The organism is Streptomyces sp. NPDC006435 (genome assembly GCF_040612315.1).
Lineage (GTDB): Bacteria > Actinomycetota > Actinomycetes > Streptomycetales > Streptomycetaceae > Streptomyces.
Window position 1 is genome coordinate 1 of the sequence record NZ_JBEXPY010000049.1, and the last position, 11,940, is coordinate 11,940.

Below are 11,940 nucleotides of genomic sequence, written 5' to 3' on the forward strand. Positions count from 1 at the left end.
CGGGGGGGGGGGGCGCCCCGCGGGGGGCGCCGCCCCCCGCCCCCGCTCGGGGGTGGGGGGGGGGGGCGGGGCCCCCCGCCCCCCGCGCCCCCCCCCCCCCCCCCCCCGGCCGCTTTCGCGTGCCCTCCCCTTTCCGCGCGCCCTTCCCTTTCCCCGCACCGGCCCTTTCCCGCGTGTCCTCCCCTTCCCACGCGTCCTCCCCTTTCCCGTGCGGCGACCCGTTACCGAGCCGCGTACGGACCGGGGCCGCGCACGACGGCCCGGGGCCCGGCCCGCACGGTGCCGTGGCCGTCCCGGCGCGGAGCCCTCGCCCCCCCATGGAACGGATACGCCGCGGCCCCCGCCCCGGGATTCGGGGCGGGGGCCGCGGCCGGCCGGAGGGCGCTCAGGACACCGCGAGCGGGCGGATCGCGGTCGGCGCGTGGGACGGCTCCGTGGCGAGATCCTCGAACTCGTTGACGGACGCGATGTCCGTACCGCTCATCGCGATGTTCGTCACGCGCTCCAGGATCGCCTCGACCACCACCGGGACCCGGAACTCGGCGGCCAGCTTCTTCGCCTCCTCGAAGGCGGGCAGCAGCCGGTCCGGCTCGGTGACCCGGATCGCCTTGCAGCCCAGCCCCTCGACGACCTTGACGTGGTCGACGCCGTAGACGCCCAACTCCGGGGAGTTGAGGTTCTCGAACTCCAGGTTGACCTGGAAGTCGATGTCGAAGTTGCGCTGCGCCTGGCGGATCAGCCCCAGGTAGGAGTTGTTCACCAGGACGTGGACGTACGGGATGCGGTGCTGCGCGCCGACGGCCAGCTCCTCCAGCATGAACTGGAAGTCGTAGTCGCCCGAGAGCGCGACGACCGAGCCCTCCGGGTCGGCCGTGGCGACGCCGAGCGCGGCCGGGATGGTCCAGCCGAGCGGCCCGGCCTGGCCGCAGTTGATCCAGTGGCGCGGCCGGTGGACGTGCAGCATCTGGGCGCCGGCGATCTGGGAGAGGCCGATCGTGGTGACGTACCGGGTCTCGGGTCCGAACGCCCGGTTCATCTCCTCGTACACCCGTTGCGGCTTCAGCGGCACGTCGTCGAAGTGCGTGCGGCGCTGCAGCGTGGCCCGGCGCTCCTGGGTGGAGGCGGCCCAGGCCGAGCGGTCCGGGAGCTCGCCGGCCGCCTTCAGCTCGCGGGCGACCTCCACGAACAGTTCCAGCGCCGCCTTCGCGTCGGAGACGATGCCGAGGTCCGGGGCGAAGATCTTGCCGATCTGGGTGGGCGCGATGTCCACGTGCACGAACGTACGGCCCGCCGTGTAGACGTCGAGCCTGCCCGTGTGCCGGTTGGCCCAGCGGTTGCCGATGCCGAGGACGAAATCGGACTCCAGGAAGTTCGCGTTGCCGTAGCGGTGCGAGGTCTGCAGGCCGACCATGCCCGCGTTCAGGTCGTGGTCGTCGGGGATGATGCCCCAGCCCATCAGCGTCGGGACGACCGGAATGCCCGTCAACTCGGCGAATTCCACCAGGAGTTCGGATGCATCGGCGTTGATGACGCCGCCGCCCGCGACGAGCAGCGGGCGCTCGGAGGCGTTCAGCATCCCGATCGCGCGCTCGATCTGCTTGCGGGTCGCGGCGGGCTTGTGCACCGGCAGCGGCTCGTACAGGTCGGGGTCGAACTCGATCTCGGTGAGCTGCACGTCGATCGGCAGGTCGATGAGGACCGGGCCGGGGCGGCCCGTACGCATCAGGTGGAACGCCTGCTGGAAGACGCCGGGGACCTGGGCGGCCTCCAGGACGGTGGTCGCGGCCTTGGTGACGGGCGCCGCGATCGAGGCGATGTCGACCGCCTGGAAGTCCTCCTTGTGGAGCACGGCGGTGGGGGCCTGGCCGGTGATGCAGAGGATCGGGATCGAGTCGGCGATGGCCGAGTAGAGGCCGGTGATCATGTCGGTGCCGGCCGGCCCCGACGTGCCGATGCAGACGCCGATGTTGCCCGGGCGTGCCCGGGTGTACCCCTCCGCCATGTGGGAGGCGCCCTCGACGTGCCGGGCGAGCGTGTGGTGAACCCCGCCGGAGGCCTTGAGGGCCGCGTAGAAGGGGTTGATCGCCGCGCCCGGCACGCCGAACGCGTTGCTGACGCCTTCACGCTTGAGGATCTCAACTGCCGCTCGGGCGGCGGTCATTCGAGGCATTGAGTGCTCCTGCCGGGATCTGGCGGATTCGGGCCCTGTCGCGCCACCTGAGAGCACCAATTCCGTATTGCGGAAAATTGATTCTGTTATACGGAAGTAAATTTAAAGTGTGGTCCGACGGCCGTCAAGGGACGGCGCACACCGCGGCCCGTGCGCCGGGACCGGCCCGCGAAATGCGCCAAGTACCTCCCCGGCGCCCCGCTCCTGGTGAACCATGGGTGGGAACGGAGTGGGCCCGCCGGCCGGCACCGGTGTGTTCCGGTGCGCCGACCCGGCGCCCGTCGCGGGGCGGGCCCCGGGCCCGGAGGGAGACCATCGTGGAGTCGGTGCCGGTACGCTGCCCGGCCTGCGGCCGCGACCACGCGTACAGCGCCCCGGCCTACCCCTGCCCGTGCGGCACCCCGACCGCCCCGTCCCTGCTGCCCGGCGCCCCGGCCGTACCGATCACCCACCGCACCTGGAACGACGACTGGGTGACGGTGCGCTGCCCCGGCTGCGGACGCCACGACCAGTGGCCGCGGCCGGAGCTGTACTGCCTCTGCGGGGCGGTGCTGCGCATACCGGTCCGGCCGGCGGAACCTCCCTGCGACGCGGCCCCGCCGTCCCACATCCCGCTGCCGCGCACCGCGCCGACGCCCCGGCCGGCGTTCCGGGCCGCGGCCGTCCACGGCGCGGACGACGCGGTCGCCACCGCGGCCCGGTACCTGCGGTGGCTGGGCTGCTGGGACGTCGTGCGGCCGTCACGGCCCTCCCCCGCGTGGATCGACCTGCGGGCCCCCGGGCTGCTGGCCCGGGTCGACGCGTCGGCCCGCACGACCGCCCTGCGCGACGTCGAGTGCCTCTGGCTGCACGCCCTCGGCGCGTCGGCCACCGGTGTGTTCTTCTCGGTCGCGGGCTACGCGCCGGACGCGGAGGCGCGCGCGGACGGGCTGGGCGTGCCGCTGTTCACGATGGACGCGGGTACGCCCCGGCCGGTCAACGGCCCGGCCGACGAGCTGCTCGGCACCGGGGTCCGGGCATTCCCGTCCGGGCCGGACGACCCGGGGCGACATACTGTGCGCATGCGCATCCGTACCGCCCGCCGCTCCGATCTCCCGCTGCTCCAGGACATCGAGCGCGCCGCCGGCGAGCCGTTCCGCACGCTCGGCATGACCTCCGTCGCGGACGACGACCCGCCGCCCCTCGACCTGCTGGACGAATACCGCCGGGCCGGCCGGGCCTGGGTCGCGGCGGACCCCGACGACCACCCGGTCGGCTACCTGATCGCCGATCCGGTCGACGGGGCGGCCCACATCGAGCAGGTCTCCGTGCATCCGTCCGTCGCGCGGCGCGGCCTGGGCGCCGCGCTCATCGCCCACCTCGACGGGTGGGCGGCCGGCCGGGGGCTGGACGCGCTCACCCTGACGACCTTCTCGCACGTCCCGTGGAACGCGCCGTACTACGCCCGGCTCGGCTTCCGCACGCTCGGCGAAGCGGAACTCACCGACGGGCTGCGGAAGATCAGGGCGGAGGAGGCCGAACACGGCCTGGACCGCTGGCCACGGGTCTGCATGCGGCGCGAAATCCCGCGCACCGCACGGCCGTAGCACCCCACCGGAATCAAACGACGACAGAGAGTGCGATCGGTCACGTTCGGGCCAGGGCGCCACAAATGTTCGGCCTGTGTCAGTGGCGGGCCCTAAAGTGGTGCCCATGGTTTTAACTGCACGGCACACCCCATCCACCGACAGACCGCGCGCGACCCGTTCCAGGCCCCGCTCCGCCGCCCAGGCGAACGAGGCGATACGGGCCTTCGTGGACGCCCGGGCGGGCCAGGACTGGTCCTCCGTGGAGTCCGCCGCCTACGAGGTACTGCTGATCGAATGGGCGGCCGCGACCCGGGGCGGTACCGGCGACATCATCGAGGCCGCCTGACCGCACCCGGGCCGGGTCGGCCCTACCGGCCGTAGCCCTCCCGCAGTTCGATCTTCCGGACCTTCCCGCTGACCGTCATCGGGAAGGTCTCCAGGATCTGCAGCCGCCGCGGGATCTTGTAGTGGGCCAGCTGCTCGCGGCAGTACTCCGTCACCTCGTCCGGCGTCGGCGGGTCCGCCGGGTCCTTCGGGATGACGCAGGCCAGGACCTCCTCGCCGTAGGTGTCGTCGGGAATGCCCACCACCTGCACGTCCGCGATCTTCGGGTGGCGGTGCAGGAACTCCTCGATCTCCCGCGGATAGATGTTCTCGCCGCCCCGGATGATCATGTCCTTGATCCGGCCGACGATCTGTACGTAGCCGTCCTCCCGCATCACCGCGAGGTCGCCGGTGTGCATCCAGCGGCCCGCGTCGATCGCCTCCGCGGTGCGTTCGGGCTGTTCCCAGTAACCGAGCATCACGCTGTAGCCGCGGGTGCAGAGTTCGCCCGCCTCACCGCGCTCCAGCGTCACCCCGGTCACCGGGTCGACGACCTTGACCTCGATGTGCGGCATGACGCGGCCGGTGGTCCCGGTGCGGCGTTCCAGGTCGTCGTCGCGGCGGGTCTGGGTGGAGACCGGCGAGGTCTCCGTCATGCCGTAGCAGATGGACACCTCCGCCATGTGCATCTCGGCGACGACCCGCCTCATCACCTCGACCGGGCAGGTCGATCCGGCCATGATGCCGGTGCGCAGCGAGGAGAGGTCGTACGAGCCGAAGTCGGGGAGGTTCAGCTCCGCGATGAACATGGTGGGGACGCCGTAGAGCGAGGTGCAGCGTTCCTGCTGCACGGCGGCGAGGACGGCGGCGGCCTCGAAGGCGGGGGCCGGGATCACGATGCAGGCGCCGTGCGAGGTGGCGCCGAGGTTGCCCATGACCATGCCGAAGCAGTGGTAGAAGGGCACCGGCAGACAGACCCGGTCCTGCTCGGTGTAGGCGATCAGCTCCCCGACGAAGTAACCGTTGTTGAGGATGTTGTGGTGGGAGAGCGTGGCCCCCTTGGGGAAGCCGGTCGTGCCCGAGGTGTACTGGATGTTGATCGGGTCGTCGCAGGACAGCTCGGCCTCGCGCGCGGCGAGCTGCTCCGGCGTCACGGACCCGGCGCCGGCCAGCAGTTCGTCCCAGCTCGGGTCGCCGATGTAGTGCACGGCGCGCAGCGCGGGGCAGCCGGCACGGACCTGGTCGACCAGGGCGCGGTAGTCGCTGGTGCGGTGCGAGAGCGAGGCGACCAGGAGCGAGATCCCGGCCTGGTTCAGTACGTACTCCAGCTCGTGCGCCCGGTACGCGGGGTTGATGTTGACCATGACGGCGCCGATGCGGGCGGTGGCGTACTGCACGAGCACCCACTCCGGGCAGTTGATCGCCCAGATCCCGACCCGGTCCCCCTTGGCCACGCCCGACGCCATGAGCGCGCGGGCCAGTTCGTCGACCGCGGCACCGAACTCGGCGTACGTCCAGCGCCGTCCCGACGGGACGTCCACCAGCGCCTCGCGCTCGCCGAACGCCTCGACCGCCCGGTCGAGGTTGCGTCCTATGGTGTCGCCGAGCAGTGGTGTGGTGGCGGCGCCGTGCGCGTAGGAGAGCTCACTCATCGCAGGTCCCCCTCGTCGTACTCGGTGCCGGTGCCCTGAGCCGTGCGCTCGCGCAGTTCGATGCGGCGGATCTTGCCGGAGACGGTCTTGGGCAGCTCGGCGAACTCCAGCCTGCGGATCCGCTTGTACGGGGCGAGGACCGACCGGGAGTGCTCGAACAGCAGCTTCGCGGTGTCGGGGCCGGGCTCCCAGCCCTCCGCCAGGACGACGTACGCCTTCGGGACGGCGAGCCGGACCGGGTCGGGGGCGGGGACGACCGCGGCCTCGGCGACCGCCTCGTGCTCCAGCAGCGCGCTCTCCAGCTCGAACGGCGAGATCTTGTAGTCGGACGCCTTGAAGACGTCGTCGGCGCGGCCGACGTAGGTGATGTAGCCGTCCTCGTCGCGGGAGCCGATGTCGCCGGTGCGGTAGTAGCCGCCGGCCATGGCCTCGGCGGTCCGGTCCGGGTCGCCGTGGTAGCCGGTCATCAGGCCCACCGGGCGGTCCGACAGGTCGAGGGAGATCTCGCCCTCCAGCGCGCCGGGCTCACCGGTGACCGGGTCCAGGAGCTCGACCCGGAAGCCGGGGCTGGGCCGTCCCATCGAACCGGCCTTGAGGAGCTGACCGGGGCTGTTGGCGACCTGCACGGCGGTCTCGGTCTGGCCGAAGCCGTCCCGGATGGTGACGCCCCAGATCCGCCGCACCGTCTCGATGACCTCCGGGTTCAGCGGTTCACCGGCCGCGACGACCTCCCGCGGCGGAGTCTTCAGCTGGGAGAGGTCGGCCTGGATCAGCATCCGCCAGACGGTGGGCGGGGCGCAGAAGCTGGTGACGCCCGAGCGGTCCATCTCGGCCATCAGCCGGCCGGCGTCGAAGCGGGTGTAGTTGAAGATGAAGACGGTCGCCTCGGCGCTCCAGGGCGCGAAGAGGTTGGACCAGGCGTGCTTGGCCCAGCCGGGCGAGGAGATGTTGAGGTGGACGTCCCCGGGCTTGAGGCCGATCCAGTACATCGTCGCCAGGTGGCCCACGGGGTAGGAGACGTGGGTGTGCTCGACGAGCTTGGGGCTGGCGGTCGTGCCGGAGGTGAAGTAGAGCATCAGCGGCTCGTCGGCGTCGGTCTCCCGGTCCGCCTCGAAGGTCTCCGGCTGCTCGTCGGCGCCGGTGTACGACAGCCAGCCGGGCACCTCCGCGCCGACGGAGATCCGGGTGTAGTCGCCGGGCACCTCGTCGAACTTGGCGGTGTCGGTGTCCCGCACCAGGACGTGCCGGACCCGGCCGCGCTCCACCCGGTCGCGCAGGTCGACCGGGCCCAGCAGCGGGGTGGCGGGGATGACGACGGCGCGCAGCTTCATCGCGGCGAGGGCGGTCTCCCACAGCTCGACCTGGTTGCCGAGCATGACGAGGATGCGGTCCCCGGCCCGTACGCCCCGGGCGCGCAGCCAGTTCGCGGCCCGGTTGGAGCGGGCCGACATCTGTGCGAAGGACACCTCGGTGCGGCCGCCGTCCTCCTCCACGATGTGCAGGGCGGTGCGGTCGTTGTTCTCGGCGATGACGTCGAACCAGTCGAGCGCCCAGTTGAAGTGATCGCTGCGGGGCCAGCGGAAGCCCTCGTAGGCCGCGAGGTAGTCCTCGCGATGCCGCAGCAGAAAGTCCCGGGCGGCCCGGAACGTCTCCGTCGCACTGGTTGCCGACATGTGCCCTCCTCATTGCGGACCGGACCGGTCACTTAACATCATGTAAACAGTGACCCAGGTCTCACCACCCCCGAACGGGGGTGCAGTGAGGGGTGGCCGATCCCCCGGACCGGGCAGGGAGGCGTCAGCGTGCCGGAATCCGTCGATGCGGTCGAGATGCAAGCCGCGCTGCTGCGGCTGCGCCGGACCAGCGGACTGCCCGTGGCCTTCGGCGGACTGCTCGCCGATGCCCGTCATGCCCGCATCGCCGAGCTGAACGGGGCGCAGACCGCCGCCCTGCGCGGTCTCGTCATCTCGGCGGGCAGCGGGCTCGGCGGCAAGGCGATCGCCCTGTCCCGCCCGTGCGCGGTGACCGACTACCACTCCTCGCGCCATATCAGCCACGAGTACGACCTGGCCGTCGCGGCGGAGGGCCTGCGCTCGGTGGTCGCGGTGCCCGTCGTCGTACGGCGCAGGGTGCGCGGGGTGCTGTACGGGGCGCTGCGCGAGCCGATCACGCTCGGGGACCGCACGTTCGACGCGGCGGTGTCCGCCGCCCGGGACGTGGAGCAGGCCCTGGTCGTGCGGGACGAGGTGCAGCAGCTGCTGGCCACGACCCGGGAGCAGGTGACGGACCCGAGGGCGGCCCCGGAGGCGTGGGAGGACGTCCGCGAGGCGCACCGCGAGCTGCGTTCCCTGGTCCCGAAGGTGGTCGACCCGGCCCTGCGCGAGGAGCTGCTGTCGGTGTGCGGGCGGCTCGCGTCGGCGGCGGGTGCCCGCACGCCGGAGCCCTGCGGGGTGCGGCTGGCGCCGCGCGAGGTGGACGTGCTGGCCTGTGTGGCGTCGGGGGCGACGAACGCGACGGCGGCGGAGCGGCTCGGGCTGCGGCCGGAGACGGTCAAGGGGTATCTGCGTTCGGCGATGCGCAAGCTGGGGGCGCACACCCGGCTGGAGGCCGTGGTGGCGGCCCGGCGCGCGGGGCTGCTGCCGTAGACCCGCCGCAGCCCGGCCGCCGCGGGCCCTTTTCCCGGTGGTGGCCCCGCCGCCCGCCGTCCTCAGTTCTCAGTTCTCAGTTCTCAGTCCTCAGTCGAAGTCGACGAACGTCGCGAACCTGATGTCGTACGCGGCGGCGTCCGGCGCCGTCATGGTGGTGAGCATCCGCATGGCCTCCACGGTGACGGCGTCGCGGTCGGTACGGCCGAGGTCGCCGAGCGGCTGCACGGTGAGGGTCACGGCCCCGGAGCCCGGTCCCGAACCGGTCTCCGGACCGGTGTCGGCGCCCAGTCGCCAGATCGCCGCGAGGAAGCCGTCGACCAGCACCGCGCCGTACGCCTGGTTGCCGTTCCCGTTGCGTCCCCGGTACCGCGGCGGGATCACGCGCGTGCGGTCCGCGTGGCCGAGCAGCACGTTGTCGAACTCGGGCAGGAAGCGGGGCGGGGCGGGGGTGTCCTCGTCCGGGCGCGGGGCGTCCGGCAGGTCGAAGAGTTCGGTCCCGTTCGCGTCCCGGAAGGTGATCAGCCGCGGGCGCAGCCGTTCGAAGACCTCGCGCAGCCGGGTCAGCCCTGCCCAGCTCTGCATGTCCCGGACGGAGGCGGGCCCGAAGGCCCCCAGGTAGCGCAGGACCAGGTCGTCCGGGGAGGGGACCCGTTCCCGGGCGCCGTCGAGCCAGTGCCCGACGGTGGTCAGCGCGACCTGGCCGCTCCTGCCCCACACCCCGCGCGGGGTGACCTGGACCAGCGGCAGCAGACAGCGGGCGGCCGTCCCCAGGGACTGCGGGTCGGCGTCGGGCCACCGCGCCGCCAGCGCCTCGCGGATCTCCTTGGGCGTACGGGGCCGCTCCTCGACGAGTTCCCGGGCGGCCTCCTTGAGCCGGTCCGGGTCCACCCCGACGAGCCCCTTGCGGAACAGCTTGACCTCCCGGTCGCGCGCCGGCTGGACGAACGGGCGCAGGGTGAGCGCGTCGGCGGCGGTGTGCAGATGGATGGTGGACCGCAGGGTGACCATGCGGACCGCTTCGCGGGACTCCAGCAGCGCGGCGAGCTCGGCCGGATCGAAGCCGTCGAGGCGGGCGAGGAGCTGGTAGTAGGGCGGCTTGACGTTCTGCGCCTGGAGGCCGACCAGATGCTCCACGGCGTCCTTCGCCGGCATCGCGGTGCGGCGCAGCAGCAGCTGGCGCTCCAGCGTGGCGCGGTTCAGCGCACGGGTGGACAGCACCGCGGGCGCGGCGGGCCCCTTCGCGGCGACCGCCCTCGTGGCGGCGGAGCTCTCTTTGGCGGCGGGGCTCTTCGTGGCGGTGGACTTCTTCGTGGCGGCCATGAACGGCACGGTACGCACCCTTGCGGACAGCTTCGGTCCTCATCGGGGAACGCGTGGCGATTCGCCCGCCCCGTCGCCCGCCCGGGCGGGCCGGAGCCGATTGTTGCGATCGGGTCGCGCGACCCGATCGACCAGGGCTATTCTCCGGTCGAGCCATGTGTGGCGAACGGGCAAGGGGCCCGGTTCTTTCTTGGGGGTTGGTGTGGTTTCTGGTCGCGTCGTGCGGTTCGACGGAGCTCGGGGATACGGGTTCATCGCACCCGATCACGGTGGTGAGGATGTCTTTCTCCATGTGAACGACATGTTGATCCCCGAGTCCTATGTGCATACGGGCACGGCTGTCGAGTTCGAGATCGAGGACGGCGACCGCGGGCTGAAGGCCTCGTCGGTCCGGCTCGCCGAGGGGGCCGACGGGAAGCCCGTGACCCCGCCGAGGCCCGCAGTGGTCTCCGGCGCCGCGGACGACGACGCACTGTGCGACGTGCTCAGCCCGTCCGAGTTCACGCGGGACGTCACCGACGTCCTGCTGGAGTCGGCACCGACGCTGACGGGGTCCCAGATCCTGCAGATCCGGCGCGGGTTGCTGCAGTTCGCGAAGAACCGCGGGTGGACCGAGGGCTGATCCCGGACGGCACGCACACAGCAGGGCCGACGCCCCGCGACCGGACCCCTCGGGTCGTACCGGTCCGCGGGGCGTCGCGCCGTCCGGGCCGGTTCCCTCCGCGCCGGCCCGCCCGCGGGACAACCCTTACACCCGTCCGCCACCGCGGGGCGCGCCCAGTTGTCCGCCCTCCGCCTCCCGCACCACGAGCGGGGTGCCGAGCACCTGGTGTCCGCCACTGGCCAGCATGCGGACCTCGCCCCGGTCGCTGATCTCCGCACGCACGATGCCGGTCTCGTCCTCGTAGACCGGGTACCCGCCCGCCCCCGACTGCGCGGTGCGCCAGACGGTCACCGTGTCGTCCTCCACCGCGGACGCCTGAAACACCAGCTGATAGCTCTCCGGGTAATCCATGGGGGTCTCCCGTGACGGATGGGGCAGGGCATCTTCCGCCTTGTACCTCCCATGGTCCCTCCGTCCGGCCCGTCACGCCCGAGCAGCGGCCTCGCGCCCCGGCCACTTATCCTGAACCCGTACGGGCGGTTCGACGACATTCGGGCACACACCGCACGAAGGCCCCCTTTGTCCCGAGTCGTATGCGTCGCGTGCACGGCATGCACGGCATGTGCGACCGGGATCCCCGAGGATCGGGAAGGGACACACCATGAATGATGCCGACAGGGGAGATGACGTCTACCAGCCCCAGCAGCCGGAGGCCTCGGACCCCATGGAACAGCTCGACGTCGAGGACACCCTGGACGACCGGGGGCTGGCCGACGCGCTCGACGAGGGCTACTCCCCGCCCGAGCGCCCATGGGCGGTGGAGGACCTGGGCACCACCGCCGCCGAGCAGCACACCGGTGAGTCGCTGGAGAGCCGGCTGGCCAGGGAACTGCCCGACACCGCCGGGGCCGACGGCGACGGGGACGGCATGGGGGACCTCTCCGACGGCGACGGCGAGCCGTGGGACGGCGAGGTCGGCACGGTGCGCGCCGGCCGGCTCACCCGGCAGCTGGACATCGACGAGCCGGACACCCTGGCGGCCGAGGACGTCGGCATCGACGGGGCCGGGGCCTCCGCCGAGGAAGCGGCCATGCACGTGGTGTCGGACGGGTAGGACCGCCCCCGCACCGCCCCGCCCTTCCCCTCCCGGCCCCGGCCATGACCCCGGAAGTAATCGACGCCCCGCGCGCGCCGGGCCATCGTGGTCCTCACCAGCACACGGAAGCCGGCCCCGGGCCGGACCGCGAGGAGAGGACACACCCGATGACCGTGCACGAGGACGCCGTCCGGCGCTACTTCACCGCCTGGAACGCCACCACGCCCGAGGACCTGGAGAAGGCTGTCGCGGCCGCTTTCACCGAGGAGGCCACCTACACCGACCCGTTGGCCGACGTGCGCGGCCACGACGGGCTCGCGGCCACGATCAGCGGTGCCCACCAGCAGTTCCCCGGCTTCGAGTTCCGGCCGGCCGGCGCCCACGACGGGCACCACGACATCGTGCGCTTCGGCTGGGAACTGGTCTCCACCACCGACGGCTCGGCGCCCGTCGCCGGGTCGGACGTGATCACCCTCGCCGACGACGGACGCATCGCCTCGGTCAGCGGCTTCCTCGACCGCGTCCCCGGGGCCTGAAGAACCGGCGGGCCGCCGCGCC

General features: G+C 72.4%; 11 protein-coding genes and 1 pseudogene. 7 read left to right on the forward strand and 5 right to left on the reverse strand.

The annotated features are described in order from the left end of the window. Window positions 1-385 precede the first annotated feature (385 nt). Complete coding sequence (gene gcl / locus ABZZ04_RS32745; RefSeq protein WP_356935865.1) at window positions 386-2,161, reverse strand: glyoxylate carboligase; 1,776 nt, start codon at window positions 2,159-2,161, stop codon at window positions 386-388. A gap of 326 nt (window positions 2,162-2,487) precedes the next feature. Here gcl and ABZZ04_RS32750 point away from each other — a divergent pair. From ABZZ04_RS32750 to ABZZ04_RS32760, 3 genes and pseudogenes are all read left to right on the forward strand, one after another. Beyond that, a pseudogene (locus ABZZ04_RS32750) lies at window positions 2,488-3,180 on the forward strand (hypothetical protein); the annotation flags it as partial. A 51-nt stretch (window positions 3,181-3,231) separates the two neighbouring features. Then, on the forward strand, window positions 3,232-3,756 hold the full coding sequence (locus tag ABZZ04_RS32755) for a GNAT family N-acetyltransferase (RefSeq protein WP_356935906.1): 525 nt from the start codon (window positions 3,232-3,234) through the stop codon (window positions 3,754-3,756). A gap of 106 nt (window positions 3,757-3,862) precedes the next feature. Continuing rightward, complete coding sequence (locus ABZZ04_RS32760) at window positions 3,863-4,084, forward strand: hypothetical protein (protein ID WP_283854742.1); 222 nt, start codon at window positions 3,863-3,865, stop codon at window positions 4,082-4,084. A gap of 22 nt (window positions 4,085-4,106) precedes the next feature. Here the strand turns inward: ABZZ04_RS32760 and ABZZ04_RS32765 are convergent, their stop codons facing one another. Next, on the reverse strand, window positions 4,107-5,714 hold the full coding sequence (locus ABZZ04_RS32765; protein ID WP_356935866.1) for an AMP-binding protein: 1,608 nt from the start codon (window positions 5,712-5,714) through the stop codon (window positions 4,107-4,109). After that, entirely contained in the window at window positions 5,711-7,387 is a 1,677-nt protein-coding gene (locus tag ABZZ04_RS32770) for an AMP-binding protein (RefSeq protein ID WP_356935867.1), read from the reverse strand. The genes ABZZ04_RS32765 and ABZZ04_RS32770 overlap by 4 nt, the downstream gene beginning before the upstream one ends. 129 nt (window positions 7,388-7,516) lie before the next feature. Between ABZZ04_RS32770 and ABZZ04_RS32775 the strand changes: the two genes are divergently transcribed. Further along, on the forward strand, window positions 7,517-8,359 hold the full coding sequence (locus ABZZ04_RS32775; RefSeq protein WP_356935868.1) for a LuxR C-terminal-related transcriptional regulator: 843 nt from the start codon (window positions 7,517-7,519) through the stop codon (window positions 8,357-8,359). Between the two features lie 90 nt (window positions 8,360-8,449). Here ABZZ04_RS32775 and ABZZ04_RS32780 read toward each other — a convergent pair whose 3' ends face one another. Further along, window positions 8,450-9,682, reverse strand: coding sequence for a winged helix DNA-binding domain-containing protein (locus ABZZ04_RS32780; RefSeq protein ID WP_356935869.1), 1,233 nt, complete (start codon window positions 9,680-9,682; stop codon window positions 8,450-8,452). A 202-nt stretch (window positions 9,683-9,884) separates the two neighbouring features. Between ABZZ04_RS32780 and ABZZ04_RS32785 the strand changes: the two genes are divergently transcribed. After that, window positions 9,885-10,304 (forward strand): cold shock domain-containing protein, encoded by a 420-nt coding sequence (locus tag ABZZ04_RS32785; protein WP_356935907.1) that lies wholly within the window; start codon window positions 9,885-9,887, stop codon window positions 10,302-10,304. A gap of 126 nt (window positions 10,305-10,430) precedes the next feature. Here ABZZ04_RS32785 and ABZZ04_RS32790 read toward each other — a convergent pair whose 3' ends face one another. Beyond that, window positions 10,431-10,697 (reverse strand): DUF6296 family protein, encoded by a 267-nt coding sequence (locus ABZZ04_RS32790; protein ID WP_356935870.1) that lies wholly within the window; start codon window positions 10,695-10,697, stop codon window positions 10,431-10,433. A 250-nt stretch (window positions 10,698-10,947) separates the two neighbouring features. On the opposite strand from ABZZ04_RS32790, the gene ABZZ04_RS32795 reads away from it, so the two are divergent. Then, window positions 10,948-11,400: a DUF5709 domain-containing protein gene (locus ABZZ04_RS32795; protein ID WP_356935871.1), complete on the forward strand. Its 453-nt coding sequence runs from the start codon at window positions 10,948-10,950 to the stop codon at window positions 11,398-11,400. Window positions 11,401-11,549: 149 nt separating this feature from the next. Beyond that, window positions 11,550-11,918 (forward strand): nuclear transport factor 2 family protein, encoded by a 369-nt coding sequence (locus ABZZ04_RS32800; RefSeq protein WP_356935872.1) that lies wholly within the window; start codon window positions 11,550-11,552, stop codon window positions 11,916-11,918. Window positions 11,919-11,940 lie beyond the last annotated feature (22 nt).